The organism is Hydrogenophaga crocea (assembly GCF_011388215.1).
Taxonomy (GTDB): Bacteria; Pseudomonadota; Gammaproteobacteria; order Burkholderiales; family Burkholderiaceae_C; genus Hydrogenophaga; species Hydrogenophaga crocea.
The window spans coordinates 2,740,176-2,765,823 of the sequence record NZ_CP049989.1 but is presented as its reverse complement, the minus strand read 5'-3'; the positions used below and the strand labels follow the sequence as shown (position 1 = coordinate 2,765,823).

Annotated in this window: 26 protein-coding genes; 22 read left to right on the top strand and 4 right to left on the bottom strand. The window is 73.1% G+C overall.

All coding sequences use genetic code 11. From position 1 onward, the window contains the following. Positions 1–17: 17 nt before the first annotated feature. Complete coding sequence (locus tag G9Q37_RS13050; RefSeq protein WP_166227638.1) at positions 18–1,226, top strand: tetratricopeptide repeat protein; 1,209 nt, start codon at positions 18–20, stop codon at positions 1,224–1,226. Here the strand turns inward: G9Q37_RS13050 and G9Q37_RS13045 are convergent. Both G9Q37_RS13045 and G9Q37_RS13040 read right to left on the bottom strand, forming a co-directional pair. Beyond that, positions 1,171–2,250 (bottom strand): hypothetical protein, encoded by a 1,080-nt coding sequence (locus G9Q37_RS13045; protein ID WP_166227636.1) that lies wholly within the window; start codon positions 2,248–2,250, stop codon positions 1,171–1,173. The genes G9Q37_RS13050 and G9Q37_RS13045 overlap by 56 nt on opposite strands. Before the next feature lie 80 nt (positions 2,251–2,330). Then, complete coding sequence (locus G9Q37_RS13040; RefSeq protein ID WP_166227634.1) at positions 2,331–2,657, bottom strand: hypothetical protein; 327 nt, start codon at positions 2,655–2,657, stop codon at positions 2,331–2,333. A 160-nt stretch (positions 2,658–2,817) separates the two neighbouring features. Between G9Q37_RS13040 and G9Q37_RS13035 the strand changes: the two genes are divergently transcribed. From G9Q37_RS13035 to G9Q37_RS13015, 5 genes are read left to right on the top strand one after another with little or no spacing between them, the layout of a single operon-like run. Further along, positions 2,818–4,131, top strand: coding sequence for a DUF1800 domain-containing protein (locus G9Q37_RS13035; RefSeq protein WP_166227632.1), 1,314 nt, complete (start codon positions 2,818–2,820; stop codon positions 4,129–4,131). 14 nt (positions 4,132–4,145) lie between these two features. Continuing rightward, positions 4,146–5,402: a DUF1501 domain-containing protein gene (locus G9Q37_RS13030; protein ID WP_166227630.1), complete on the top strand. Its 1,257-nt coding sequence runs from the start codon at positions 4,146–4,148 to the stop codon at positions 5,400–5,402. 20 nt (positions 5,403–5,422) lie between these two features. Beyond that, complete coding sequence (locus tag G9Q37_RS13025; protein ID WP_166227629.1) at positions 5,423–5,896, top strand: DUF3106 domain-containing protein; 474 nt, start codon at positions 5,423–5,425, stop codon at positions 5,894–5,896. 23 nt (positions 5,897–5,919) lie between these two features. Continuing rightward, positions 5,920–6,570, top strand: a complete 651-nt coding sequence (locus G9Q37_RS13020) for an RNA polymerase sigma factor (protein WP_166227627.1) — start codon at positions 5,920–5,922, stop codon at positions 6,568–6,570. Beyond that, on the top strand, positions 6,567–6,896 hold the full coding sequence (locus G9Q37_RS13015) for a hypothetical protein (protein WP_166227625.1): 330 nt from the start codon (positions 6,567–6,569) through the stop codon (positions 6,894–6,896). The genes G9Q37_RS13020 and G9Q37_RS13015 overlap by 4 nt, the downstream gene beginning before the upstream one ends. 8 nt (positions 6,897–6,904) lie before the next feature. Here the strand turns inward: G9Q37_RS13015 and G9Q37_RS13010 are convergent, their stop codons facing one another. Next, positions 6,905–7,189, bottom strand: a complete 285-nt coding sequence (locus tag G9Q37_RS13010) for a cupin domain-containing protein (protein ID WP_166227623.1) — start codon at positions 7,187–7,189, stop codon at positions 6,905–6,907. A 52-nt stretch (positions 7,190–7,241) separates the two neighbouring features. On the opposite strand from G9Q37_RS13010, the gene G9Q37_RS13005 reads away from it, so the two are divergent. Further along, complete coding sequence (locus G9Q37_RS13005; protein WP_166227621.1) at positions 7,242–7,607, top strand: YciI family protein; 366 nt, start codon at positions 7,242–7,244, stop codon at positions 7,605–7,607. A gap of 9 nt (positions 7,608–7,616) precedes the next feature. On the opposite strand, the gene G9Q37_RS13000 is transcribed toward G9Q37_RS13005, so the two are convergent. Then, positions 7,617–9,068 carry a hypothetical protein gene (locus G9Q37_RS13000; protein ID WP_166227619.1) on the bottom strand — a complete coding sequence of 484 codons (1,452 nt, stop codon included), beginning with the start codon at positions 9,066–9,068 and terminating at the stop codon, positions 7,617–7,619. 169 nt (positions 9,069–9,237) lie between these two features. Between G9Q37_RS13000 and G9Q37_RS12995 the strand changes: the two genes are divergently transcribed. From G9Q37_RS12995 to G9Q37_RS12925, 15 genes are all read left to right on the top strand, one after another. Beyond that, on the top strand, positions 9,238–9,648 hold the full coding sequence (locus G9Q37_RS12995; RefSeq protein ID WP_166227618.1) for a VOC family protein: 411 nt from the start codon (positions 9,238–9,240) through the stop codon (positions 9,646–9,648). 19 nt (positions 9,649–9,667) lie between these two features. Beyond that, positions 9,668–10,936 carry an RNA polymerase sigma factor gene (locus tag G9Q37_RS12990; RefSeq protein ID WP_166227617.1) on the top strand — a complete coding sequence of 423 codons (1,269 nt, stop codon included), beginning with the start codon at positions 9,668–9,670 and terminating at the stop codon, positions 10,934–10,936. A gap of 47 nt (positions 10,937–10,983) precedes the next feature. Next, the gene (locus G9Q37_RS12985; protein ID WP_166227616.1) at positions 10,984–11,535 is read left to right on the top strand and encodes a phosphatase PAP2 family protein; all 552 of its coding nucleotides are present in this window, start codon (positions 10,984–10,986) and stop codon (positions 11,533–11,535) included. Between the two features lie 68 nt (positions 11,536–11,603). After that, positions 11,604–12,752 carry a flavin-containing monooxygenase gene (locus tag G9Q37_RS12980; protein ID WP_166227615.1) on the top strand — a complete coding sequence of 383 codons (1,149 nt, stop codon included), beginning with the start codon at positions 11,604–11,606 and terminating at the stop codon, positions 12,750–12,752. A gap of 107 nt (positions 12,753–12,859) precedes the next feature. Further along, complete coding sequence (egtB, locus tag G9Q37_RS12975) at positions 12,860–14,062, top strand: ergothioneine biosynthesis protein EgtB (RefSeq protein ID WP_166227614.1); 1,203 nt, start codon at positions 12,860–12,862, stop codon at positions 14,060–14,062. Between the two features lie 13 nt (positions 14,063–14,075). Beyond that, positions 14,076–15,104, top strand: coding sequence for an L-histidine N(alpha)-methyltransferase (egtD, locus tag G9Q37_RS12970; protein ID WP_240936385.1), 1,029 nt, complete (start codon positions 14,076–14,078; stop codon positions 15,102–15,104). 87 nt (positions 15,105–15,191) lie between these two features. Next, positions 15,192–15,869, top strand: a complete 678-nt coding sequence (locus G9Q37_RS12965; RefSeq protein ID WP_166227613.1) for a TetR/AcrR family transcriptional regulator — start codon at positions 15,192–15,194, stop codon at positions 15,867–15,869. After that, positions 15,866–16,753, top strand: a complete 888-nt coding sequence (locus G9Q37_RS12960) for an SDR family oxidoreductase (RefSeq protein ID WP_166227612.1) — start codon at positions 15,866–15,868, stop codon at positions 16,751–16,753. Before G9Q37_RS12965 ends, G9Q37_RS12960 begins: the two co-directional genes overlap by 4 nt. 11 nt (positions 16,754–16,764) lie before the next feature. Further along, positions 16,765–18,378 carry an acyl-CoA carboxylase subunit beta gene (locus tag G9Q37_RS12955; RefSeq protein ID WP_166227611.1) on the top strand — a complete coding sequence of 538 codons (1,614 nt, stop codon included), beginning with the start codon at positions 16,765–16,767 and terminating at the stop codon, positions 18,376–18,378. Between the two features lie 50 nt (positions 18,379–18,428). Further along, positions 18,429–19,601, top strand: a complete 1,173-nt coding sequence (locus G9Q37_RS12950) for an acyl-CoA dehydrogenase family protein (protein ID WP_166227610.1) — start codon at positions 18,429–18,431, stop codon at positions 19,599–19,601. Continuing rightward, entirely contained in the window at positions 19,598–20,401 is an 804-nt protein-coding gene (locus G9Q37_RS12945; RefSeq protein WP_166227609.1) for an enoyl-CoA hydratase/isomerase family protein, read from the top strand. The genes G9Q37_RS12950 and G9Q37_RS12945 overlap by 4 nt, the downstream gene beginning before the upstream one ends. Beyond that, a complete protein-coding gene (locus G9Q37_RS12940; protein ID WP_166227607.1) occupies positions 20,398–22,326 on the top strand; it encodes an acetyl/propionyl/methylcrotonyl-CoA carboxylase subunit alpha in 1,929 nt (642 codons plus the stop codon). The genes G9Q37_RS12945 and G9Q37_RS12940 overlap by 4 nt, the downstream gene beginning before the upstream one ends. Further along, the gene (locus tag G9Q37_RS12935; protein ID WP_166227605.1) at positions 22,323–23,471 is read left to right on the top strand and encodes an acyl-CoA dehydrogenase family protein; all 1,149 of its coding nucleotides are present in this window, start codon (positions 22,323–22,325) and stop codon (positions 23,469–23,471) included. The genes G9Q37_RS12940 and G9Q37_RS12935 overlap by 4 nt, the downstream gene beginning before the upstream one ends. After that, complete coding sequence (locus G9Q37_RS12930) at positions 23,468–23,947, top strand: thioesterase family protein (RefSeq protein WP_166227603.1); 480 nt, start codon at positions 23,468–23,470, stop codon at positions 23,945–23,947. The genes G9Q37_RS12935 and G9Q37_RS12930 overlap by 4 nt, the downstream gene beginning before the upstream one ends. A 31-nt stretch (positions 23,948–23,978) precedes the next feature. Further along, complete coding sequence (locus G9Q37_RS12925; protein ID WP_166227601.1) at positions 23,979–25,550, top strand: aldehyde dehydrogenase family protein; 1,572 nt, start codon at positions 23,979–23,981, stop codon at positions 25,548–25,550. Positions 25,551–25,648 lie beyond the last annotated feature (98 nt).

The window sequence follows — 25,648 nt, the reverse complement described above, 5'->3', positions numbered from 1 at the left end:
CCCTCGCCCTGCCGCCCATGTCCGACGACACCTTCGACCGCGCCAAGGCGCACTTTTTTGCCGGCAACACCCACTTCGAAGCGCGCCGCTTCGACGACGCGCGCCGCGACTACGAGGCCGCACTCGCGCTCGTGCCCGGCCGGCCTTCGGTGCTCGCGAACCTGGGCGTCACGCTGTGCCGCCTGGGCGAATGGCGGGCCGCGATCGAACGGCTCGACGCCGCCCTGCTCGCCGACCCCACCCACACCGACGCCTGGGCCGCGCTGGGCCTGAGCCGCGAAGCGCTCGAAGACTGGGCCGGCGCGGCCCATGCGCTGCGCCAGGCCATCGCACTCGGCGCCGACCAGGGCGGGCTGTGGTTGTCGCTGGCCTTGTGCGAGCTGCAGCTCGATCACCCCGAGCAAGGCCTGCAGGCGCTCGACGCCGCGCTCGAGCGCGACCCCACGCTCGACGAAGCCTGGACCCAGCGCGGCCACCTCATGCGCCACGTGGGCCGCCTGGGCGAGGCCGAACGCTGCTTCCGCCAGGCGCTCGCGCACGGGGCCGACGCCGGGCTGCTGGGCTTCTACCTCGCGGCCGTGACCGACGCGCAAGACCCGCCCCCGCCGCCCGCGCTTTACGCGCGCGCCCTGTTCGACCGCTACGCCGACGACTTCCAGGCCCACCTCGCGCAGCTCAAGTACACCGTGCCACAGGCGCTGCTCGCGCCGCTCACCGCGAACGGCCGGCGCTATGCGCTCGCGCTCGACCTGGGCTGCGGCACCGGCCTGTGCGGTGGCCTGCTCGCGCCGCACGCCGACGCCGTCGACGGCGTGGACCTGGCCGACGAAATGGTGCAGCGCGCCCAGGCCACGGGCCACTACCGCCGCGTGGCGCGCGGCGACCTGCTGGGCTTTCTCGCCGAGGCCGATGCACCGGCCGACCTCGTCGTCGCGGCCGACGTGTTCATCTACGTGGGCGCGCTCGACGCCGTGTTCGCGGCCGTGGCGCGGCGCCTGGCGCCCGGTGGCGTGTTCGCCTTCAGCGTGGAGCAGGCCGATGCGGGGCGCGACCTGCAGCTGCGGCCCAGCCTGCGCTACGCGCACTCGCGCGGGCTGATCGAGCGGCTGGCCGCGGCGCACGGCCTCGAGGTGCAGGCCATCGAGGCCGCCACGCTGCGCGAAGACCAGCTCAAACCCGTGGCGGGTTGGCTGGCGTGGCTGCGTTCGCCGCCAGCGCGTTCATGACCGGCAGCGACAGGCCGCCGAGGCCGTCGCCGAAGTCCAGGGCCTGCAGGCCGGTGTCGCCGATCCGTTCCGTGAGCGTGTGATCGCCGAGCGCGTTGAGCCACTCTGACGCGGGCAGCATGAGCCGCTTCAGATGCGGGGTGTGCAGCAGGTCATCGACGGCCTTCGCGCCCTCGGGGCCGCGGGGCGCCCGGTAGGGGTGGTGCAGCGTCACGGCTTGGACCGCCGTTGCCGCCGATGCTTGTGTGTTCGCGGCCCGAACCACGCCGGTCACGGCCGGGAACACGCGGACATCATCGCTCGCGCAGGTGAAGCGGCCCACGCCGTGGCCCAGCACACGTTTGAGCTGCGCCATATCGGCCGAGCGGGGCGGCTGGGCGGAGACGATGGACAGGTGCTCGACCGGCCGGTCGAGCAGCCACAGCACGCCCATGCCGCCGCGCACTTCCTGCAAGGAGGCGCAGCCCTTGAGGCTGTCGCTCAGGCGTTGCAGCAGCGCCTGGTGGACGAACCGGCCGTCCTGGTCTTCGGCCCATGGCGACTCGAAGTGAAAGGCCGTGATGCGCGCGCCCGGGGCGGTCATGGCGTTTTCCAGGGCGTCCATGACCGCGCCCGTCACCGGGACGTCGCCGAGATGGACCTCGAAGGCCAACTCGAGTTCGACCGCCGCTTTCAGGCTCTCGATCGTGCGCTGTGCGCGCTCATCGAACGAAGTGTCGTCGGGCGGCGTGAGGCTCAGCACGGGCACGAAATCGGGTCGCAGGTCCTGCATCAGCGCAAGCACCGCGGTGTTCTTCTTGCAGCAGTGGTCGGACAGCAGCCGGCGCTCCTGCAGGTCGAGCGCCATGCCCTCGATGAACTTGTGCGCGGCGCCACCCAGCACAGCGTTGTGGTCCCTTTTGCTCAGGCCGACCGACGCCAGCAGGGCGGTGCGTCCTTCCCACGCTGACTGGGTGGGCATCGGCCGGGTGGTGGGGGCGGTGGCGGGGGTGGGGCGAGGGGCGCCCCGCGTGAGTCGGTTCATGGCGGTCCGGAAGGAAGTGAAGGAACCGCCTGGGTGGCCGGCCGGCGCCCGCCGTTCCTCGCCCTGCCTGCGCCCGGCGCTCAATGCTGGCGCTGCTGCCGGTCGTGCTTGTTGCGGTAGATGCGCCGGCTCGCATGGTCCTGGGCGTTTTCGAGCCGGACGGCCTCCCGGCCCGTCACCTGGCCGTCGGCCTCTGCGCGGTTCTCCATCCGGTCGATGTGGTTCTGCCCGCGCGTCAGCCGCGCGGCCTCGGGCCGCGTGAGCTCGCCCGAGGCAATGCCCTGGTCGATGCGCTGCTCCTGGCGCGCCTGGCGGCGGTCCACGCGATCGGCGGCGTGGGCCTGCAGCAGGGCGGCGCCCAGCACGAGGGCGAGGGTGGCGTTGCGGGCAAGGGTGTTCGGGGTCATGGGGGGCTCCTGGCGTGGGGGCGACCGGCGACATGCCGGCCTGCTGCTTGAACCCCCGAGCCGCGGCCGGCCTTACGGGGCAGCGCGCCATGCCCGACCGCGGCACTCGGGCATGCACCGCGGCGCGTAAGCGCGGGCAGGCTACGCGGTTCAACCCGGCATGCAGACCCCCGCCCACGCCCCTGCGCTCGCGGCCCACCGCTTCGGCCTGGGCGAGCCCCGGCTCGATACCATCGGCCGCGACCCCCTGGCCTGGGTGCTCGGCCAATGGGACGCGCCGCAGGCCTTCGACGCCAGCGGCCTGCCCGACGGCGCCGAGGCGCTGGCGCTCACGCGCGCCGCGCTGCGCGCCGTGAACACCCCCGGCCCCGACAACGACCGCCAGGCGCTGGTGCAGGCCAACCAGCGCGCACTGCAGCGGCGCTGGGCCCACATGGTGGGCACGGCCACGCCGGTGCACGAACGCTGGGTGCAGTTCTGGGCCAACCACTTCACTGTGGCCGCCACCAAGGGCGCCACGCTCGGCGTGGTGTGGCCCTACGAGCGCGAGGCCATCCGCCCGCACGTGGACGGGCGCTTCACCGCGCTGCTGCGCGCGGCCACATTGCACCCCGCCATGCTGCTCTACCTCGACAACGCGCAGTCGGTGGGGCCGGGCTCGCCCGCGGGCCGGCGCCGCGAGCGCGGCCTCAACGAGAACCACGCGCGCGAACTGCTCGAACTGCACACCGTGGGCGTGCACGCGGGCTACACCCAGGCCGACGTGACCGAGCTCGCGCGCCTGCTCACCGGCTGGACCGTGGAGCCCGGCACCGGCGTCGCGCGTTTCGTGCCCGCGCGCCACGAGCCGGGCGACAAGCGCGTGATGGGCCGGCGCTACGCCGAAGGCCCGCAGGCGCTCGACGCCGTGCTCGAAGACCTCGCCACGCACCCGGCCACGGCGCAGCACCTGGCGCAGCGCCTGGTGCGCCACTTCGTGGCCGACACCCCGCCCGAGCCGCTGGTGCGGGCGGTGGCGCGCCGCTGCGCCGACACCGGGGGCGACCTGCGCCAGACCGCGCGCGCCCTGTTCGATCACGAACTGGCCTGGCAGGCCCATGCGCCCGGCAAGGCGCGCACGCCCGAAGAGCTCCACATCGCGGCCCACCGACTGCTTGGCCGTCCCGTGGGCCCCGCGCAGCGCTGGACCAACGCGCTCGCCGCGCTCGGCCAGCCGCCGGGCCGCGCCCCCTCGCCCCAGGGCTGGCCCGACACCGAGGCCGACTGGCTGGGCGCCGACGCGCTGCGCCAGCGCGTGGCCTGGGCCGTGCAGCTCGGCGAGCAGGCCGGCCCGCAGACCGACGCCCGTGCGCTCGCGCGTGAGGCCTTCGGCGCCGCGCTCAGCGAGCGCACGCGCACCGAGATCGAACGCGCCGACAGCGGCGCGCAGGCCCTGGCCCTGCTGCTGGCCAGCCCCGAAATGCAACGCCGCTGAGACGGGTCGACCCCATGCACACGTCCTCTTCCTCTCCGATCGTCCCGGCGGCCGCCGGCTGGTCGCGCCGGCGTTGGCTGCAGGGCCTGGGTGGCGCCACGCTCGCGGCCTCGGGCGCGCTGCGGCTGGCCTGGGCCCAGGGCCCGGGCATGCGCGGCCGCTGCGTGGTGGTGATGCTGCGCGGCGCGCTCGACGGCCTGGCCGCGGTGCCGGCCCCGGGCGATCCGCAGTGGGCCGCGCTGCGCGGTCCCCTGGCCGAGGGGGCCGAGGCCCCGCTCGCGCTCGACGGCTTCTTCGCCCTGCACCCGGCGCTGCGCGGCCTGCACGGCTGGTACGGCAGCGGCGAACTGTTGGTGGTGCACGCGGTTGCCAGCCCCTACCGCGAACGCTCGCACTTCGACGCCCAGCAACTGCTCGAGAGCGGCGGCGAGCGCCCGTTCGCGCTCAGCACCGGCTGGATCGGCCGCGCCCTGCCGCCCGGCGCCGCGCGCGCGGTGGCGCTCGCGCCCGCCATGCCCCTGGCCCTGCGCGGCAGCGAAGACGCCACCACCTGGACCCCCACGCGCCGCGCCGCGCCCGACGACGACCTGGCCGCGCGCGTGGCGCGCCTGTACGCACAAGACCCCGTGCTCGCCGCGCGCTGGCAGCAGGTGCGCGCGCTGCCCGTGGCCCCGCTGGCCGACAGGGCCGATGCGGCCGACATGGCCGGCGAGGGCGATGCCATGGCGCCGAACGCGCAGACCTCGGCCTCGCCGCGCGCGGTCGGGGCGGGCTTTGCCGCGCTGGCCACGCAGGCCGGCCGCTTCCTGGCCGAGCCGCAGGGGCCCGCCGTCGCCTGGCTCGAGCTCGGCGGCTGGGACACGCACACCCAGCAGGGCCCGCGCCTGCAGCGCCAGCTCGCCGCGCTCGATGGCGGCCTGCTCGCGCTGCGCGCCGCGCTCGGGCCGCTGTGGGCCGACACCACGGTGCTGGTCATGACCGAGTTCGGCCGCTCGGCGCGGCCCAACGGCAGCGGCGGCACCGACCACGGCACCGCGGGCGTGGCCTTCGTGGCGGGCGGCGCGGTGGCCGGCGGGCGCGTGCTCGCCGATTGGCCTGGCCTGTCGCCCGCGCAACTGCACGAAGGCCGCGACCTGCGGCCCACCACCGACCTGCGCAGCCTGCAGCGCGCCCTGCTCGCGCGCCACCTGGGCACCGATGAAACGCGCCTGTCGCGCGAGGTGCTGCCCGGCTCGCCCGCGAGCGCGCGCGGCCTGTGGCGCGAGGCCTGATGCCCGGGGGTTGCCGCCGCATGCGCCGCTTCACCGCCCTCTCGCTCACGCCGTGGTCGGCCCTGTGGACCGCCGCGCTTGCGCTGTGCCTGCAGGCCGGCCCGGCCCGGGCGCAGGCCGGCCCGCCCGCCGTGCCCGACCCGCAGGAGTGGTCGCGCCTGACACCGCAGCAACAGGCGCAGCGCCGCGACGACATCCAGCGCCGCCTGCAGACGGCCACGCCCGCGCAGCGCCAGGCCTTTCGCGAGGCGCTGCGCAACCGGCTGCAAAGCCTCACGCCCGAACAGCGCGAACGGCTCGCGGACGCCACGCGCGAGCGCTGGAACGGTCTCACGCCCGAACAGCGCGAATCCATCGCGGCCGAACGCCGCGCGCGCATCCAGGCCATGACGCCGGCCGAGCGGCGCGCGCTGCTGCGCGAGCGCCGCGCCCTGCTCGAATCCATGAGCCCCGAAGAACGCGCCGCGATGCGCGAGAAACTGCCGCTGCGATGAATCCCCATCCGCTGACCGCTCCCGTGCCCGCCGTCTTGCGCCTGGCCGCCGTGGCCGCGGGCCGGCCGCCACCGCTCGGGCTGTGCATGGCCAGCGTGGCCGCGCGCGCGCGGCGCGGTGCGCGCCGCCTGCTCGGCCTGCCCGCGACCGGCTGGGACCTGTGGCACCAGGCCTGCGGCGGCGACCCGCGCGCCGCCGAAGCGCTGGTGCGCCAGCTCACGCCCACCGCGCTCGCGCTCGCGCGCCAGATGCTGGGCCGCGCCGAAGACGCCGAAGACGCGGTGCAGGACGCCTTTCTGCGGCTGTGGAGCGCCCAGGTCGACGACACGCGCGGCGCGCAGATCGGCACCTACTTCCACACCATCGTGCTCAACCGCTGCCGCAGCCAGCTCGTGCGGCGGCGCGAGCTCAGCACCGAGCCCGAGGCGCTCACCCAACTGCAGGACGCCCTGCAACCCGCCGCGCCCGAGCCCTGGCCCGACGCGCCCGCGCTGCAGCAGGCCCTGCTGCGCCTGCCCGCGCGCCAGCGCATGGCCCTGGCGCTGTGGGCCTATGGCGATGCCGACGCCGAAGCCATCGCGCGCGCCTTCGAAATCGACACCAACGCCGCCCACCAGCTGCTGCACCGCGCCAAGCGCAGCCTGCGCAGCGCGTGGCAGGAGGCGCGCGCATGAACACCCCTGGGGCCGACGACGCGGCGCTGCGCCGCGCCCTGCGCGAAGGCCTGGCGCACAACGCGGCCACCGACAGCGCGGCGCTGCAGGCGCGCGTGCTGGCCCAATGGCGGCAGCGGCACGCACAGGCGCTGGGTGCGCACCAGGCCGTCACCGCGGGCGGGCCGCTGCCGCGCGGCGGTGCGCACCGCCCGCGACTGGCGCTGCTCGCCGGCGCCTTGCTGCTGGTGGCGCTCGCGCTCACCTGGTCGCACCGGCCCGACCCCACGATCGACGAACTGCTGCAGCCCGACGTGCTGTCGCAGATCGGGCTGGGTGAGCTCTGAGGCGGGGCTCAGCCCGGATTGCGCCGCGCCACCCAGTACACCGCGCCCTCGGCGCCATAGCGCTCCTCGTGCGGCACGTTGCGTTCGAGCGCGAAGGTGTCGCCCGGGCCCAGGTGGCGGGTCTCGCCCTGAACCGTGAGCCACATCTCGCCCTCGGTGACCACCGCGTCGGCGTCGAACGGGTGGGTGTGCGTGGCCAGCACGCTGTGCGGCGCCCAACGGCGTTCGATCACTTCGTCGAAGCCCCGGGCCAGGGCCTGTTCCTTGAAGGCGTTGAAGCGCGCGGTGTCCATGGCTGCACATTCTGGGCCTACCATGCGCGGCTTCACATCCCGGGGAAACACCGTGTCGTACATGCTGCTCATCGTCGAACCCAACGGCCAGCGCGCCACCCGCACCGAGGCCCAGGGCCGCGAGGCCTATGCGCAGATGCAGGCCTTCGGCGAGTCGCTGCGGGCGCAGGGCAAGCTGGCTGCGGTGGCCTCGCTCGCAGGCCTGGGCGACGCGGTGCGCGTGAGCGAAGCGCCGGGCGTGCCGCGCCGGCTCGACGGCCCCTTTGCCGAGGCCAAGGAAATGGTGGGCGGCTTCTTCCTGCTCGACGGCGTCACGCGCGAGGAGGCCATCGCGCTCGCGCGCCAGTGCCCGGCGGCGCAGTGGGCCACGGTGGAGGTGCGGGCACTCGCGCCGTGTTTCGACGAGAGCCGGGCCTGATCCTCGCGCTCAGGTACGGGGCAGTTGCGCCGGCCAATGCCGGACATCCGCGAACCCGCCGGGCGTCAGCACAATGTCTTCCAGCGCTGGTCGCAGCGCGCGCTCCCGTTCGAGTTGCTGCGAGGCGGTGTCTCTGGCCAGCGCAGCGGCCGCGCCCGTGAACGGATGGACCTGGGCCATGTCCTGCACCTCCCGGGCACCGCAAAAGACCTGCGCCAGGTGTTCGGCCAGCGGGTTGATCTCGAGGCCGGCCTGCGCCTGGTCGTGTTTGCTGCTGTTCTGAAGCGCCTGTGCCGAGAGCACGCGGGTGAAGGCGCCCGATACCTTCGCGGCCCGCTCGCGCTCCAGCACGCGGTTGTGTTCCAGCACGGGGTCGAGCAGGTTCGCGGCCACCAGCAGGTTCAAGCGCTCAAAGGTCGAATCGTCCCGGTCGATTTTGCCCAGGGAGAGGAAGCGCAACGATTGCAGCGGGCTGCGCTCCATCAGTGCTTGCAGCTCGGGCAGCGGCATCCACAGCCAGCTCGGATCGGGCAGTGTGATGGCCTTGAGATGCCTGGCCGCGAACAGCGACCGCACCGCGCGCAGGATATGGCCCTCGTCGTGTCTTGTGATGTAGGGCGAGAAGGTCTTGAGCTCGATGCCGTGCACGCAGTCCTGCGGCCGTGCCGACAGCGCGGCATTGGTCTCGGCCACCACGGCGCACACGGCTTCGTGGGCGGCCGGCAGATCGTTCTTGAACGACAGGTTGTGCACACCGCCAATGCGCAGCATCTGGCGCAGGGCATCCAGGTCGGGGCGGGCCGCCGGATCGATCAGCACGAGCTCGGGGACGCTGCGCTCCAGCAGCGGCAACACCTTGAACGACCCGCCCACGCTCTGCAGCCCTCTGCCGTCGCGCAGACAGGCTTGCAAGAGTGCGTGGGTTTCTTCGCAGGCGGGGGTGTGCGTGTGGCAGGGGTAGTCCAAGGCCCGCACGCTCGACGGCGCTTCGAGAACCGCTTCGTGCAGCAGCCGCGCGAGGCCCGGCGGCAGCTTCTCGTGCACGACGACACCGAACTTCAGACCGTTCTCGAGCGCGCACTGGTGCGTGGCCAGCAGCGCTTCGGTGAGCGCCTGAATCCGGGCATCGGTGGGGGCGTTGCCCGGGCACAGGTCCAGCATGGGCGTGAACGACGGCGACAGCCGCTGCATTGCCAGCCACAACGCAGGGTTCTCGGGTTGGGCGCGGCTCAGCCACCGGGACAGTTCGAGGTTGTCGCTGTGCGACAGCGGTTCGCCGTCGATGAAACGCGAGACGGCGCGCGCGCCGCCCGTGCCGGCCGGGGGAAGGGCGAAGCCGTGGGCGATCAGGCAGTCCATGCGGTCGGTTCTGCCGGTGTCGGCCGGGGTCTCTTCGACAGTCGGCGCCGATCCGGCGCGGGCGGGGAGGTGAACGTGGCGGAAGCGGCTGAGGGCCTGCAAGACGAATCTCCAGAGAGGGACAGGGGCCTCTGAGTGCAGGGGCGGTCGGCCCGGTTCCTCTGCGGGTTTGTACCTAGGTCGGAACCGTCGAAACGGCCGACCCTGGGCCGTCGTTCGATCGTGCGTGGCGAAATCCCTCGCCCGCAAGCCTTTCACCGGAGCACCCCCCATGCCGTCCAAGATCTTCGTCAACCTGCCCGTCAACGACCTGCCGCGCTCGCGCGCCTTCTACACCGGCCTGGGCTTCACGCTCAACCCCAAGTTCTCCAACGAGCAGGCCGCCTGCATCGTGATCAGCGAGCACGTGTACGTGATGCTGCTGGTCAAGCCCTTCTTCCAGACCTTCACCCACCTGCCCGTGGCCGACGTGTCCAAGGCCACCGCCGTGCTCAACGCGCTCGACTGCGCGAGCCGCGAGGAGGTGAAGGACCTGGTGGCCCGGGCCCTGAAAGCCGGCGGCACCACGCCCAACCCCGAGCAGGACCACGGCTTCATGTTCCAGCACGGCTTCGCCGACCCCGACGGCCACCAGTGGGAGGTGTTCTACATGGACGAAGCCGCCGCGCCCGCGCAGTTCTGAGTTGGTGTCACCATCGGGCATGCCCGATGCCCTCCATGAACGCGTCGCCGCCGTCTGGCGGCTGGAATCGGCCGCCGTGGTGGCGGCCGTGGCGCGCCGCGTGCGCGACCTCGGCGTGGCCGAAGACATCGCGCAGGACGCGCTGGTGGCCGCGCTCGAACACTGGCCGGTGGACGGCGTGCCCGACAAGCCCGGTGCCTGGCTGATGCGCGTGGCCATCAACCGCGCGCTCGACCACCTGCGCCAGCGCGCCACGCGCGAGGGCCACAAGGCCGCCATCGCCGCCGACCTCCAGGCGCTGCAGGCCGACCGCGTGCCCGACGTGGCCGACACCGTGGACGCGCTGCGCCAGGACCCGATCGGCGACGACCTGCTTCGCCTGATCTTCACCGCCTGCCATCCCGTGCTCTCGGCCGACGCGCGCGTGGCGCTCACGCTCAAGCTGCTCGGCGGCCTGAGCACGCAGGACATCGCGCGCGCCATGCTGCAGACCGAGTCCGCGGTGGCGCAGCGCGTGGTGCGCGCACAGCGCACCCTGCGCGAGGCCGGCGTGCCCTTTGAACTGCCCGCGCGCGGCGCGCTGGCCGAGCGCCTGGGCTCGGTGCTCGAAGTGATTTACCTGGTGTTCAACGAGGGCTACACCGCCACGCGCGGCGACGACTGGATGCGCCCCGCGCTGTGCGACGAGGCGCTGCGGCTGGCGCGCGTGCTGGCCGGTTTGATGCCGCAAGCGTCCGAGGTGGCGGGCCTGCTCGCGCTGCTTGAGATCCAGGCCTCGCGCCGGCCCGCGCGCACCGACGAACAGGGCCGCGCGGTGCTGCTCGAACAGCAGGACCGCAACCGCTGGGACCGCGCGCAGATCGAGCGCGGGCTGCAGGCGCTGGCCCAGGCCGAGGGCCTCACGGCCACACGCGGGCCGTACCAGCTGCAGGCCGCCATTGCCGCCTGCCACGCGCGCGCTCCCAGCGCCGAGGCGACCGACTGGGCGCAGATGGCCGCGCTCTACGCCGAACTCGCGCGCGTGCAGCCCTCGCCCGTGGTCGAGCTCAACCGCGCGGTGGCGGTGGCGCGCCACGCGGGGCCGGCGGCCGGTCTGCAGGTGCTCGAACCGCTGCTGGCCGAGCCCGCGCTCGCGCGCTACCCCTGGCTGGCCGCGGTGCACGGCGACCTGCTCGAACGCCTCGGCCGGCGCGACGAGGCCCGCGCCGCCTTCGAACGCGCGGCCGCGCTCACGCAGAACGCACAGGACCGCGCGCTCATGCGCGATCGCGCCGCCGCGCTTGCCTGACACCTGCATTTCACGAAGATTTAACCTGCGCTGCCCACAGTGGCGGCATGACACCGTCGCCGACCGCCGCTTTCCTGCCCGCCAGTGCCTCGCCGTGGTTGCGGCTGGACATCCGCCTGTTCCGCCTGCTGCACGCGGGCCGGGGCCCGGCCGCGCTGATGGGGTTTGCGCGCGCCCTGGCGCGCTGGAGCTGGCTGCCGCTGCTGGCGCTGGTGGCCTGGGTCTCGCTCGATCACCGCCTGGGCCCCGTGCTGGCGCTGCTCTGCCTGGCCTGGGCCGGCCTGGTGCAGCTCGCGGGCAAGCGGCTTGCGCGGCGCTGGCAGGCGCAGCGCCCGTTTGCGCTCGGGCTGTGCCCCAACCACCTGGGCCATGGCGGCCGCGCGGGCTTTCCCAGCAGCCACGCGCTCGTGATGGGCGCCGTGCTGGGCGCGCTGCTGCCGCACACGGCCAGCGGCGCAGCGCTCGCGGCCATGGCCGCACTGGCCCTGGGCACGGGCTGGGCGCGCGTGCACACCGGCGCGCACTTCCCGCTCGATGTCATCGTGGGCCTGGCCATGGGCCTGGCCGCGGGCCTGGGCTTCGGCCTGCTGCTGGCCTGAGCCGCGCCCCGGGCCCGTGCGGCCCGGCTTGCGCGCGCGCCGTCCCGGCGGGCACACTCGCGGCCAACATGGCCGACACCGCTTCCACCACCCACGCGCCCGTGATCGTCATCGGCGCCGGCCCCGCGGGCCTGGCCGCCGCGGCCTGCCTGCAGCAGCGCGGCCTCCGCGCCACCGTGATCGAGCAGGCCCAGGCCGTGGGCGCCTCGTGGCGCAACCACTACGAGCGGCTGCACCTGCACACGGTCAAGTCGCACTCGGCGCTGCCCGGCCTGCCGTTCCCTGCCGAGGCGCCGCGCTACGTGCCGCGCCAGGGCGTGGTCGATTACCTCGAGGCCTATGCGCAACACCACGGCATCGTGCCCGTGCGCGGCCAGACCGTGGTGCGCATCACCCACGAGGGCGGCGAATGGTGCGCCCATCTCGCGTCGGGCCAGGTGTTCGCGGCGCCGCAACTGGTGCTGGCCACGGGCGCCAACCGCGAGCCCCTGGTGCCGTTGTTGCCCGGTCAGCACCTGTTCGCGGGCCGCGTGCTGCACAGCCGCGATTACCGCAATGCCCAGGCCTTGCGCGGGCGGCGGGTGCTCGTGGTGGGCATGGGCAACACCGGCGCCGAGATCGCGCTCGATCTCGCCGAGCAGGGCGTGCCCGTGGCGCTGTCGGTGCGCTCGCCGGTGAACATCGTCAAGCGCGACGTGCTGGGGCGGCCCACGCAACTCTCGAGCATTGCATTGGCCCGGCTGCCCGAGCCCCTGGGCGACGCGCTGGCCTCGCTGCTGCGCCGGCTCACGGTGGGCGACCTGAGCCGTTGGGGTCTGCGCACGCCCCGGGCCTCGCCGCTGCGCCAGCTGCGCCGCGAGGGCAAGACGCCGATGATCGACATCGGCACGCTCGCGCGCATCCGCTCGGGCGAGATCGCGGTGTTCCCTGGCATCGTCGCGCTGCAGCGCGACCGCGTGCGCTTCCTCGACGGCCGCGAGCAGGCCTTCGACACCATCGTGCTCGCCACCGGCTACAGCGCGGGCCTGCCGGTGCTGTTCCCGCAGCACACCCTGCCGCTCGATGCACGCGGCCTGCCCACCGTGCTGCATGGCGAGGGCGCGCTGCAGGGCCTGCACTTCGTGGGCTTCGACATCCGCCAGCCCGGCGGGCTGCTGCGCACGATCGCCATGCAGGCCCCGCGCGTGGCCGAGCGCATCGCGGACGCGGCGGCCTGAAGCCGCGCCGCGCGGCCGGCGCCCGTCACGCTTTGTTGCCCCCGCGCCGCTTGCGCGCGGCAGCGAATGCGGCCAGCATCCGCCTTCCGCCGCAACCGGAGCCGCCGATGCAACGCGACCCGTTCACCGACCTGGCCGCGCGCTACACCGAGGTGCGCGCCCGCAGCACGGCCCTGTGCGCGCCGCTCGCGCCCGAAGACCATGTGCCACAGCCGGTGGCCGACGTGAGCCCGCCCAAGTGGCATCTGGCGCACACCACCTGGTTCTTCGAGGCCCTGCTGCTCACGCCCGCCTGGCCCGGCTACCGCGTGCACCACCCCGGCTACGGCTACCTGTTCAACAGCTATTACGAAGGTGAGGGCCCGCGCGTGCCGCGCGCGCAGCGCGGCGCGCTGAGCCGGCCCACCGTCGCCGAGGTGCACGCCTACCGGGCCCACGTGGACGCCGCCGTGCAGGCCTGGCTGGCCACGCGGCCCACGCCCGAGTGGCTGGAGCGCCTCGAGCTCGGCCTGCAACACGAGCAGCAGCACCAGGAACTGCTGCTCACCGACATCAAGTTCATCCTCGGTCACCAGCCGCTGCGCCCGGCCTATGCACGGGCCGACACCGGCACCGTCGACCCGCAGCACGAACACGCGGCACAGGACGCCGGCCCGCTGCGCTGGATCGCGCACCCCGGCGGCGTGGTGGCCATCGGCCACGCGGGCCCGGGCTTCGCGTTCGACAATGAGGGCGCGCGCCACGAGCTGCTGCTGCGGCCCTTCGGCATCGCCAACCGCCTGGTGAACAACGCCGAGTACGCCGCCTTCATCGAGTCCGGCGGTTACGAACGCGCGCAGCACTGGCATGCCGAGGGCTGGGACTGGCGCAACGCCTCGGGCGAGCGCGCCCCGATGTACTGGTTCCGCGGCGAAGGCGGCGCGTGGTGGCACCAGACCCTGGCCGGCCCGCAGCCGCTGCCCGCCGATGCGCCCGTGACACACGTGAACTGGTACGAGGCCTGCGCCTATGCCGACTGGGCCGGCGCGCGGCTGCCCACCGAAGCCGAATGGGAGGCCGCGGCCACCGGCGCCGGCATGCCCTGGGGCCGGCGCTGGGAATGGACCGCGAGCGCCTACGCGCCGTACCCGGGCTTCCGGCGCGCGACCGGCTCGGTGGGCGAGTACAACGGCAAGTTCATGGTGAACCAGCAGGTGCTGCGCGGCATGTCGTTTGCCACTCCGCCCGGCCATGGGCGCAGCAGCTACCGCAACTTCTTCCACCCGCCGCTGCGCTGGCAGTACACCGGCATCCGCCTGGCCCGATCCTGAACCCGAGGTGAGCATGAACCGCGCACGCCAAGCCCTACGCCAACCCGTGGCCGCCATGCACCGCGTGCGCGAGGCCCCGGCCCAGTCCGCCCCCGCCCCACTGCCCGGCACGCTGGCGCACGACGCGCTCACGGGCCTGAGCGCCCAGCCCAAGCGGCTGCCCAGCAAGTACTTCTACGACACGCGCGGCTCGCGCCTGTTCGAGCAGATCATGCGGCTGCCCGGCTACTACCCCACACGCGTCGAGGCCGCCTTGCTGCGCACGCACGCCGAGGCGCTGCTCGCCGAAGCCGCACCGGGCGACGCGCCGATCGAGCTGCTCGAACTCGGTTGCGGCGACGGCAGCAAAACGCTCACGCTGTGCCGCGCCTGGCTCAAGGCCGGCGCCACGCTGGTCTACCGGCCCATGGACATCTCGCCCCAGGCGCTCGATCGCCTGGGTGCCCGCATGGCGCGCCAGTTGCCGCTGCTGCCCGTGCGCCCCTTGTGCGGCGACTACTTCCAGACCTGGCCGATCCCGCAGGCGCACCGCCGCCAGGTGGCGCTGTTCCTGGGCAGCAACCTCGGCAACTTCACCGACGCCGAGGCCCACCGCTTCCTGCGCCGCGTGCGCGTGCACCTGCGCCCCGGCGACAGCCTGGTGCTGGGCCTGGACCTGCGCAAGGACCCCCACACCGTGCTCGCCGCCTACGACGACCCCGAGGGCGTCACCGCGGCCTTCAACCTCAACCTGCTCACGCGGCTCAACCGCGAGCTCGGCATGGACTTCGTCCCCGACGCCTTCCGCCACTACGCGAGCTACTGTCCGCTGCAAGGCGTGGCGCGCAGCTACCTCGTGAGCCAGGCGCAGCAGACCGTGCACAGCCGCGTGCTCGGCCGCGCGTTCGACTTCCTGGCCGGCGAGGTGATCCACACCGAACAATCGCAGAAGTACGAACGCGCGGGCGTGCAGGCCATGGTCGAGGCCTGCGGCTTCGCCATGGGTGCGTGGTTCGAGGACCGCGCGCTGCCGTATGCGCTGGTGGTGTGCCGGGCGGAGTGAGGGCGAGCCGCTTCGGTGACAGCGCCGATTTGTTTTCACCAAGCAACCGCTTGCTAAAAATAAAGGCCGCTGCTATGTTTGCGGCCGATGGAGACAGCCCCCCCGGCCACCGAGCCCGATGAAGCGCCCGTGCGCCGCAGCCGCGGACGCCCGCGCAAGACCGCCAACGAGCGCGACGACGGCAACCGCCGCCAGGCGCTGTTGCGCGCGGCCGCGCGGCTGTTCCGCCAGCAGGGCTTCGACGCCACCAGCACGCGCGACATCGCGGCTGCGGTGGGCATGCGTTCGGGTTCGCCCTTCTACCACTTCGAAAACAAGGAGGCCCTGCTCGCCGCCGTGATGGAGGAGGGCATGCAGCGCGCGCTCGACCACCAGCGCGCGCGCATGGACGCCGCGGTGGCCGCGGCCCCCGGCCCCCTGAGCGCGCGCGATTGCCTGCGCGTGCTGGTGCGCAGCCACTTCGACAACCTGCTCGGCCCCGAGAGTGACCACATCCCCGTGATGCTCTACGAATGGCGCGTGCTCTCCGACGGCCAGAAGCGCGCCGTGAACCGCCTGAAGGACGACTACGAGGCCGTGTGGGTGCCGGTGCTGCAGGCGCTGCAGCGCGATGGCGCGCTCGGCGGCGACCTGCGCATCGCGCGGCTCATGCTGTTCGGCGCGCTCAACTGGGCTGCGCAGTGGTACGTGCCCGACGGCCGCGCCAGCCTCGACGACCTTACCGAGACCACGCTGCAACTGTTCCTCAAGGAGTCCCGCGCATGAACGCCGGCTACCGATCCGTGTTCCGTCCCGGCCTGTTCGCGGGCCAGCTCATCGTGGTCACGGGCGGTGGCTCGGGCATCGGGCGCTGCACCGCGCACGAGCTCGCCGCGCTCGGGGCGCACGTGGTGCTGGTGGGGCGCAAGCTCGACAAGCTGCAGACCGTGGCCGAGGAGATCGTGGTCGACGGCGGCCATGCGAGCTTTCACGCCTGCGACATCCGCCAGGAGGGCGAGGTGCAGGCCCTGGTCACGGCCATCGTGGTGGCGCACGGCCGCATCCACGGCCTGGTGAACAACGCGGGCGGGCAGTACATCAGCCCGCTCGAAAAAATCGGCGCCAAGGGCTGGCAGGCCGTGCTCGACACCAACCTCATGGGCGGCTTCCTGGTGGCGCGCGAGGTCTACCTGCAGTCCATGCAGGACCACGGCGGCAGCATCGTCAACATCGTGGCCGACATGTGGGGCAGCATGCCCGGCATGGGCCACAGTGGCGCGGCGCGCGCGGGCATGGTGAGCTTCACCGAGACCGCGGCGCTCGAATGGGCGCGCAGCGGCGTGCGCGTGAACGCGGTGGCGCCGGGCTACATCGCGTCCAGCGGCATGGACCACTACCCGCCCGAGGCCGGCCCCATGCTGCGCGAGATGCGCGAGACCGTGCCGCTGGGCCGCTTCGGCAACGAGGCCGAAACGGCCGCGGCCATCACCTTCCTGCTCTCGCCCGCGGCGAGCTTCGTGAGCGGCAGCGTGCTGCGCGTGGACGGCGCGCGCCCGCAGGTGCGCATGGGCTGGGGCGCGGTGGCCGCGCCCGCCGAGGCCCAGGGCCGCGACGCCGTCAAACCCTTCGACGGCTTCCACCGCTACGCGATGCCCAAGGTGTTCCAGTGACGGTCGCCGCCATGCCCTTTGCCACCGCTTTCAACCCGCACGGCGAGGCCGCGCAGGCACGCCGCGCCGCCATGCTCGAGCGCATCGCGCAGCTGCGTGCGCTCGAAGACCGCGCGGCCGCTGCGTCGGCGCAGAGCAAACCGGTGTTCGACAAGCGCGGCCAGCTGCTGCCGCGCGAGCGCATCGCGCTGCTGCTCGACCCGGGCGCGCCCTGGCTGCCGCTGTGTTCGCTGGCCGGTTTCCTGCAGGACACGCGCGACCCCGCCAGGAGCGTGCCCGGCGGCGGCATGGTCGCGGGCATCGGCTTCATCGCGGGCGTGCGCTGCATGGTGGTGGCGAGCGACTCGGGCATCGAGGCCGGCGCGATCCAGCCGCGCGGGCTCGAGAAGATCCTGCGCGTGCAACAGATCGCGCTCGAGAACCGGCTGCCCTTCGTGCACCTGGTCGAGAGCGCGGGCGCCAACCTCACCAAGTACCAGGTCGAGGGCTTCGTGCACGGCGGCGCGCTGTTTCGCAACCTCGCGCGGCACTCGGCCGCGGGCCTGCCGGTGATCACGGTGCAGCACGGCTCGGGCACCGCGGGCGGCGCCTACATGCCGGGCCTGTCCGACGTGGTGGTGATGGTGCGCGGCCGCTCGCGCGCCTTCCTCGCGGGGCCGCCGCTGCTCAAGGCCGCCACCGGCGAGGTGGCCACCGAAGAGGAGCTGGGCGGGGCCGAGATGCACACCGGCGTGTCGGGCCTGGGCGAGTACCTGGCCGAAGACGACCGCGAGGCCCTGGGCCTGGCGCGGCGCATCGTCGACCAGCTGCGCGACGGCTTTGCGCGCCACGCCGCCCCCGCGTTCGCCGAGCCCGCGCTGCCCGCCGACGACCTGCTCGCGCTCATGCCCGCGCACCACCGCGAGCCGGTGGACATGCGCGAGATCATGGCGCGCGTGGCCGATGGCTCGGCGCTGATCGAGTTCAAGCCGCTCTATGGCGCGGCCACCGTGTGCGCGCAGGCGCGCATCGGCGGTCACGCGGTGGGCCTCATCAGCAACAACGGACCGATCGACGTGGCCGGCGCCAACAAGGCCACGCACTTCATCCAGTGGATGTGTCAGCTCGGCCACCCCATCGTCTACCTGCAGAACACCACGGGCTACATGGTGGGCAAGGACAGCGAGCAGGGCGGCATGATCAAGCACGGCAGCAAGATGATCCAGGCCGTCACCGGCGCCACGGTGCCGCAGATCACCATCCAGTGCGGCGCGTCCTTCGGCGCCGGCAACTACGGCATGTGCGGGCGTGGCTTCGAGCCGCGCTTCTTGTTCAGCTGGCCCAACGCGCGCACCGCCGTCATGGGCGGCGAGCAGGCCGCGCGCACCATGCAGATCGTGGCCGAGGCCGGCCTGGCGCGCAAAGGCCTCACGCCCGACCCGGTGCAGATGCAGCAGCAGTTCGATCAGATCGTGCAGGTGTTCGAAAGCCAGGCCGACGCCTTTCACACCAGCGGCCTGGTGCTCGACGACGGCGTGATCGACCCGCGCGACACGCGCGCGGTGCTGGTCTTCTGCCTGGACACCTGCGCCGAGGCTGCGGCCCGCCGCCCCAACCCCCTGCCTTTCGGGGTGGCGCGCATGTAGCCGCCGCCCGGGTCCGCGTTGTTTGCCCATACCGACACAGGAGACCAGCCATGCAGTTCACGCACGAGCACCGCGAAATCCAGAAGACCCTCAAACGCTTCATCGACGACCACATCAACCCGCACGTGGACGAGTGGGAGGCGGCCGAGATGTTTCCCGCGCACGAGGTCTTCAAGGGCCTGGGCGACCTGGGCCTGCTGGGCCTGACCAAGCCCGAAGCGCACGGCGGCGCCGGCCTGGACTACAGCTACAGCGTGGCCATGGCCGAAACCCTGGGCCACATCCACTGTGGCGGCGTGCCCATGGCCATCGGCGTGCAGACCGACATGGCCACGCCCGCGCTCGCGCGCTTCGGCAGCGAGGAACTCAAGGCGCAGTTCCTCGCGCCCGCGATCCGCGGCGAGGCGGTGGGCGCCATCGGCGTGAGCGAGCCGGGTGCGGGCAGCGACGTGGCGGGCATCAAGACCCATGCGCGCAAGGACGGCGACGACTACGTGATCAGCGGCCAGAAGATGTGGATCACCAACAGCCTGCAGGCCGACTGGATCTGCCTGCTCGTGAACACCAGCGAAGGCCCGCAGCACAAGAACAAGAGCCTGGTGATGGTGCCGCTGCGCGAGAACGGCAAGACGGTGAAAGGCTTCGAGGTCGGCAAGAAGATCCGCAAGATCGGCATGCACAGCAGCGACACCGGCCTGCTGTACTTCGACGAGGTGCGCGTGCCGCAGCGCTACCGCATCGGCCAGGAGGGCGCGGGCTTCATCTACCAGATGCAGCAGTTCCAGGAGGAGCGCCTGTGGTGCGCGGCCAGCACGCTGCAGAGCCTCAACAACTGCATCGACTGGACCATCGAATGGGCGCAGGAGCGCAAGCTGTTCGGCGGCGCGCTGGCCGACCAGCAATGGGTGCAGTTCAAGCTGGCCGAGCTCAAGACCGAAGTGGAGGCGCTGCGCGCACTCACCTACCTTTCGTGCGATCGCTACGTGGCCGGCGAGGACGTGACCGAGTGGGCCACCATGGCCAAGCTCAAGGCCGGCCGGCTCAACCGCCTGGTGCCCGACACCTGCCTGCAGTTCTGGGGTGGCATGGGCTTCACGCTCGAGAACAAGGTCTCGCGCATGTACCGCGACGGCCGCCTGGCCTCCATCGGCGGCGGCGCCGACGAGGTGATGCTGGGCATCCTGACCAAGATCATGGGCATCGCCAAGCGGCCGCTGAAATGAACCGGGCCGTCATCATCGAACGCGACGGCGCGGTGGAGCGCTGGACGCTCAACGACCCGGCCTCGCGCAACGCACTCAGCGACGCCATGGTGGTGGCGCTGTACGGCGCCTGCCTGCGCGCGCGCGACGACCGCACGCTGCGCGGCGTGGTGCTGCAGGGCCGCAGCGGCGCGTTCTGCGCCGGCGGCAGCCTGGGCGGCTTCGCGCACGCCATCGGCCAGCCGCTGCAGGCCGGCGAGACCGACCCGCTGATCGGCATGAACCGCGCGTACGGCGACCTGCTGCACGTGCTGAGCGCCTTGCCCCAGTGGCTGCTGTGCGTGGTCGACGGGCCCGCCATGGGCGGTGGCTTCGGCCTGGTGTGCTGCGCCGACCTCGTGCTCGCGAGCGAGCGCGCGAGCTTCGCCACGCCCGAGGTCACGCTGGGTCTGCCGCCCGCGCAGATCGCGCCCTTCGTGTGGCAGCGCCTGGGCGATGCGCTCGCGCGCCAGTGCCTGCTCACGGGCGTGCGCTGGAGCGCGCGCGAGGCGCAGGCCGCGGGCCTGGTGAACACCGTGGTGGCCGACGACGCGCTGGACGCCGCGGTGACCGACACCCTCCACGCGCTCCACCGCGCCGCCCCCGGCGCCGTGGCCGCCACCAAGCAGTTGCTGCAGCGCCTGCGCGCCCCGGTGCCCGATCTGCGCGACGAGGCCGCGCTGGCCTTCGCGGCCGGCCTGCGCAGCGCCGAGGCCGCGCAGGGCCTCGCGGCATTCGCGAAGAAACAGCCCGCGCCCTGGACCCTGGGAGAGCCCTCGTGAAGCGCCTGCTGATCGCCAACCGCGGCGAGATCGCGCGCCGCGTGATCCGCACCGCGCGCCGCCTGGACCTGGCCACCGTGGCCGTGCACAGCGCGCCCGACACGAACGCGCTGCACGTGCGCGAGGCCGATGGCGCGGTGGCGCTCGGCGGCGCGAGCTCGGCCGAGTCGTACCTGCGCGTGGACAAGCTGATCGCTGCCGCGCGCGCCAGCGGCGCCGACGCGGTGCACCCGGGCTACGGTTTCCTGAGCGAGAACGCCGAGTTCGCGCAGGCCGTGATCGATGCCGGCCTGACCTGGGTGGGCCCGCCGCCCGCGGCGATTCGCGCGCTGGGCAGCAAATCGGCCGCCAAGGCCCTGGCGCAGCAGCACGGCGTGCCCGTGCTGCCCGGCTACTTCGGCGCCGACCAGCGCGACGAGACCTTCGCGGCCGAGGCCGCGCGCATCGGCTACCCGGTGATGGTGAAGGCCGTGGCCGGCGGCGGCGGCCGCGGCATGCGCCTGGTGCACGAGGCCGCGCAACTGCCGGCCGCGCTCGCGAGCGCGCGCGCCGAAGCGCTCGCCGGCTTCGGCAGCGCCGAGCTGCTGCTGGAGCGCGCCGTGCTGCGCCCGCGCCACGTGGAGGTGCAGGTGTTCGCCGACGCGCTGGGCCATTGCATCCACCTGGGCGAGCGCGACTGCTCGGTGCAGCGGCGCCACCAGAAGATCATCGAAGAAGCCCCGAGCCCGGCGGTGACGCCCGCGCTGCGCGAGCGCCTGGGCGCGGCCGCGGTGGCGCTGGCACAGGCCGCGGGCTACCAGGGCGCGGGCACGGTCGAATTCCTGCTTGACAGCGACGCGTTCTACCTGATGGAGATGAACACGCGCCTGCAGGTGGAGCACCCGGTGACCGAGCTGCTCACCGGCCTCGACCTCGTCGAGTGGCAAATCCGCGTCGCGCGCGGCGAGCCGCTGCCACTCACCCAGGACCAGGTTCGCTGGCAGGGCCATGCGATCGAGGTGCGCCTGTGCGCCGAAGACGAGCGCTTCACCCCGCACACCGGCACGGTGCGCGCTTTCGCCGAGCCCGCGCTGAACGGTGGTGTGCGATTCGATCACGCGATCGAGACCGGCACCGAGGTGACGCCGCACTACGACGCCATGCTGGGCAAGCTCATCGCCCACGCGCCCACGCGCGCACAGGCCATCGAACGCCTGGCGCACGCGCTCGACACCACGCTGCTGCTGGGCCTGCCGAGCAACCGCGCCTTCCTCGCGGCCTGCCTGCGCCACCCGGTGTTCGGCGCGGGCGAGGCGCTGATTCCCTTTCTCGCCGAGCACGGCGATGCGCTGCGCGAAAGCCTTGCGCCGCCCGCCGACGCGGTGCTGGCCGGCGTGCTCGCCGCGGCCTGCGGCGCGGGCGCCGCCCAGGCCTTGCCGTGCCCGTTCGCGCGCCCGCTGCGCTGGCGGCATGGCGATGCGGTGCTGGACCTGTCGGTGCTCGAACAGGGTGAGGGCCGGCTGCAGGTGGCGCTGGGCGAGCGCCGCTGCGAGGCCCGCGTGACCGCGGACCGCGTGACGCTCGACGGCCTGGCCCAGGGCGTGCACGCGGTGGCGCTGGGCGGGGGCGCGTGGCAGGTGCAGGTGGGCCCGCACACCCTGGCGCTCACCGACCTGGGTTTTGCGCCGCGCGAGCGCGCGGGTGGCGCCAGCGCCGCGCGCGAGTTGCGCGCGCCCTTCAACGGCAAGCTCGTGGCCGTGCACGCCCAGCCGGGCGCGCGCGTGGCCAAGGGCGATGCGCTGCTCGCGATCGAGAGCATGAAGATCGAGCACCAGATCGCTGCGCCGCGCGACGGTGTGGTGGCCGCGGTGTCGGTCGCGCCGGGCCAGCAACTCGCGCCGGGGCAGTTGCTCATCACCTTCGCCGACGAGCAGGCCGCCGCATGAACTGGACCGCCGAAGACACCACCGCGCTGCTGGACACCGTGGCGCGTTTCGCGCGCGAGGCGCTGGTGCCGCACGTGAACGACTGGGACGCCCAGGCCACCTTCCCGCGCGCGCTCTACCGCGAGGCCGCGCGCATCGGCCTGCCGGGCCTGGGCTACCCCGAGCACCTGGGCGGCACGCCCGCGCCCTGGCGCGCGCGCAACGCGGTGTCGCAGCTGCTCGCGCGGCGCACCGCGAGCGGCGGCCTGCTGGCCAGCCTGTTCAGCCACAACATCGGCCTGCCGCCCATCCTGCACCACGGCTCGGCCGAGCTGCAGGCCGAGGTGATCCCGCCCGTGTTGCGCGGCGAGCAGATCGCGGCGCTGGGCATCACCGAACCCGGCGGCGGCAGCGACGTGGCCCGCCTGCGCACCACCGCGCGCCTCGATGGCGGCGACTACGTGATCGACGGCGAGAAGACCTTCATCACCTCGGGCCTGCGCTGCGACTGGATCACGCTGGCCGTGCGCACCGACCCGCTGAACCAGGGCGCGGGCGGCATCAGCCTGATCGCCGTGCCCTGCGACGCCCCCGGTCTCTCGCGCACCGCGCTGCACAAGATGGGTTGGCACGCGAGCGACACCGCGCACCTGCGATTCGACGGCGTGCGCGTGCCCGCGCGCTGCCTGATCGGCCCGGCGCACCAGGGCTTTCGCATGATCATGGGCAACTTCAACGGCGAGCGCCTGGCCATGAGTGCGCTCGCGCTGGGCTTTGCCGAGGCCTGCCACGACGAGGCTCAGGCCTGGGCGCGCGAGCGCAAGACCTTCGGCCAGGCGTTGGTGGAGCACCAGGTGGTGCGCCACAAGCTCATGGACATGCGCATGCGCATCGCCTCCACCCAGCACTGGCTCGACGCGCTCGGCGACCGCGCCGACGCCGGCGACCACAGCCCCGACTGGGTGGGCCAGGTGTGCCTGCTCAAGAACCACAGCACCCAGGCCATGCAGGCCAACGCCGATGCCGCGGTGCAGATCCTGGGCGGCATGGGCTTCATGCGCGGCACCGCCAGCGAACGCATCTACCGCGAGGTGAAGGTGATGATGATCGGCGGCGGCGCCGAAGAGATCATGAAAGAACTGGCCGCCCGACAATTCGGTCCATGAGCACCAGAACGCCCCCCACCGCCTTCGAGCCCGAATTCGTGCAGCGCCTCACCGAGCTGTTCGAACAGAAGATCGTTTTCAACACCGTGCTCGGCCTCAAGGTCACCGGCATCGCGCCCGAGCGCGTCAGCGGCCGCATCGAGATGCGGCGCGAGCTCATCGGCCACTACGGCCACAACCGCATCCACGGCGGCGTGATCAGCGCCTGCCTCGACGCGCTGGGCGGGCTGGCCGCCATGGCCGCCATGGGCGCGCGCCACATGGACGAAACCCCCGATCAGCGCATGCAGCGCTTCGGCAAGCTCGGCACCATCGACCTGCGCATCGACTACCTGCGGCCCGGCGTGGGCACGCATTTCGAGATGCAGGCCGAGGTGCTGCGCCTGGGCTCGCGCGTGGCGAGCACGCGCATGGAATTCCGCGCCGCCGACGGCAAGCTGCTGTCGGTGGGGGCGGGGGCCTACATCGTGAGTTGAACCCCAGGAGGGCCCGCGCGCGGGCGAAGGCATGAGCGACTTCAAACTGACCTATTCCACGATGTTCGCGCCGCCGCCCGAGCTGCACCAGCGCTTCGACGCCGCGCTGGCCGCGGTGCGCCAACACCGGCTCGGCCAGACCCATGGCCTGTTCCTCGACGGCGCCTTCGTGCCGCGCGCGGCCACCATCGAACGCCACAACCCCGCGCGACTGGGCGAGCTGCTGGGCCGTTTCGCGCTGGCCTCGGTGGACGATGTGGACCAGGCCGTGGCCGCCGCGCGCCGCGCCTGGCCCGCCTGGCGCGCCACGCCCTGGCCCGAGCGCGTGGCCCTGCTGCGCCGCGCCGCGCGCCTGGTCGACGAGCGCCTGTACGAGATGGCCGCCATCGTCTCGCTCGAGGTCGGCAAGACGCGCATGGAAGCCCTGGGCGAGGTGGCCGAGGTGAGCGCCTTCTTCGACATCTACGCGCAGCAGATGCAAGACCACGCCGGCTTCGCCCACGCGCTGCCCAACGACCCGCTGCCCCACCTGGTGAGCCGCAACCGCAGCGTGATGAAGCCCTATGGCGTGTGGGCCGTGATCGCGCCCTTCAACTACCCGTTCGCGCTCGCGGGCGGGCCCACGGCCGCCGCGCTCATCACGGGCAACACCGTGGTGCTCAAGGGGTCGGTGGAAACGCCGTGGTCGGGCCTTCTGCTCGCGCAATGCCTGAAGGACGCGGGCCTGCCCGATGGCGTGTTCAACGCCTTGGTGGGCGACGGCGGCACCGTGGGCGAGGCCCTGATGCGGCACGACGGCATCGGCGGCATCACCTTCACCGGTTCGTACGAGGTGGGCATGCGCATCTACCGCGCACAGGCGCAGCGCGCCTGGCCGCGGCCCTGCATCGCCGAAATGGGCGGCAAGAACGCGGCCATCGTCACCGCGCGTGCCGACCTCGACGTGGCTGCGCAGGGCATCGTGCGCTCGGCCTTCGGCATGTCGGGCCAGAAATGCTCGGCCCTCTCGCGCGTGTACGTGGACCGCGCGGTGGCGGACGCGCTCATCGAACGCCTGCAAACCGCGGTGCAGGCCCTGGCCGTGGGCGAACCGCAGTTGCAGTCCAGCTGGACCGGCCCCGTGGCCACGGCCGCCGCGGCCGCGCGCCACGCGGCCTGCGTGCGCGAGCTCAGCGGCCCTGGCGCGCGCATCGTGGCCAGCGGGCCCTTGCCCGCGGACGCGACCCAGGGCCACTACTGCGCGCCCGTGGTGGCCGAAGCCCCGCTGGACCACCCCTTGTGGCGGCGCGAGATGTTCGCGCCCCTGGTGATGATCGGCCGCGTGGACCACGCCGAACAGGCCATGGCCGAGGCCAACGCCAGCCCCTTCGGCCTCACCGCGGGCTTCTTCGGCGCCGAGGACGAAGTGCCCTGGTTCCTCGACCACATCGAAGCCGGCGTGACCTACGTGAACCGCCCGCTGGGCGCCACCACCGGCGCCTGGCCCGGCTACCAGCCCTTCGGCGGCTGGAAGGGCTCGGGCAGCACCGGCAAGGCGCTGGCTTCGTTCCACTATTTGCCGCAGTACATGCGGGAGCAGTCGCAGACGCGGATCGGGGGGTGAGGGAGGGCCCGGGTTTGAAAGGCACTCGACTGGTGAACAAGTGATGCGCTTCTCAAACCCTTCGTTCCTGCCGCTGAGAGCCAGGTCGATCAAAAGCC

Coding starts and splice junctions, on each gene's coding strand:
- G9Q37_RS13010 (WP_166227623.1), bottom strand. CDS start 7,189: ATGGACACCGCGCGCTTCAACGCCTTCAAGGAACAGGCCCTGGCCCGG.
- egtD (WP_240936385.1), top strand. CDS start 14,076: ATGAACCGCGCACGCCAAGCCCTACGCCAACCCGTGGCCGCCATGCAC.
- G9Q37_RS13050 (WP_166227638.1), top strand. CDS start 18: ATGTCCGACGACACCTTCGACCGCGCCAAGGCGCACTTTTTTGCCGGC.
- G9Q37_RS12945 (WP_166227609.1), top strand. CDS start 19,598: ATGAACCGGGCCGTCATCATCGAACGCGACGGCGCGGTGGAGCGCTGG.
- G9Q37_RS13045 (WP_166227636.1), bottom strand. CDS start 2,250: ATGAACCGACTCACGCGGGGCGCCCCTCGCCCCACCCCCGCCACCGCC.
- G9Q37_RS12930 (WP_166227603.1), top strand. CDS start 23,468: ATGAGCACCAGAACGCCCCCCACCGCCTTCGAGCCCGAATTCGTGCAG.
- G9Q37_RS13035 (WP_166227632.1), top strand. CDS start 2,818: ATGCAGACCCCCGCCCACGCCCCTGCGCTCGCGGCCCACCGCTTCGGC.
- G9Q37_RS12935 (WP_166227605.1), top strand. CDS start 22,323: ATGAACTGGACCGCCGAAGACACCACCGCGCTGCTGGACACCGTGGCG.
- G9Q37_RS12995 (WP_166227618.1), top strand. CDS start 9,238: ATGCCGTCCAAGATCTTCGTCAACCTGCCCGTCAACGACCTGCCGCGC.
- G9Q37_RS12950 (WP_166227610.1), top strand. CDS start 18,429: ATGCAGTTCACGCACGAGCACCGCGAAATCCAGAAGACCCTCAAACGC.
- G9Q37_RS12960 (WP_166227612.1), top strand. CDS start 15,866: ATGAACGCCGGCTACCGATCCGTGTTCCGTCCCGGCCTGTTCGCGGGC.
- G9Q37_RS12925 (WP_166227601.1), top strand. CDS start 23,979: ATGAGCGACTTCAAACTGACCTATTCCACGATGTTCGCGCCGCCGCCC.
- G9Q37_RS13040 (WP_166227634.1), bottom strand. CDS start 2,657: ATGACCCCGAACACCCTTGCCCGCAACGCCACCCTCGCCCTCGTGCTG.
- G9Q37_RS12965 (WP_166227613.1), top strand. CDS start 15,192: ATGGAGACAGCCCCCCCGGCCACCGAGCCCGATGAAGCGCCCGTGCGC.
- egtB (WP_166227614.1), top strand. CDS start 12,860: ATGCAACGCGACCCGTTCACCGACCTGGCCGCGCGCTACACCGAGGTG.
- G9Q37_RS13025 (WP_166227629.1), top strand. CDS start 5,423: ATGCGCCGCTTCACCGCCCTCTCGCTCACGCCGTGGTCGGCCCTGTGG.
- G9Q37_RS12985 (WP_166227616.1), top strand. CDS start 10,984: ATGACACCGTCGCCGACCGCCGCTTTCCTGCCCGCCAGTGCCTCGCCG.
- G9Q37_RS12980 (WP_166227615.1), top strand. CDS start 11,604: ATGGCCGACACCGCTTCCACCACCCACGCGCCCGTGATCGTCATCGGC.
- G9Q37_RS12990 (WP_166227617.1), top strand. CDS start 9,668: ATGCCCGATGCCCTCCATGAACGCGTCGCCGCCGTCTGGCGGCTGGAA.
- G9Q37_RS13015 (WP_166227625.1), top strand. CDS start 6,567: ATGAACACCCCTGGGGCCGACGACGCGGCGCTGCGCCGCGCCCTGCGC.
- G9Q37_RS12955 (WP_166227611.1), top strand. CDS start 16,765: ATGCCCTTTGCCACCGCTTTCAACCCGCACGGCGAGGCCGCGCAGGCA.
- G9Q37_RS13030 (WP_166227630.1), top strand. CDS start 4,146: ATGCACACGTCCTCTTCCTCTCCGATCGTCCCGGCGGCCGCCGGCTGG.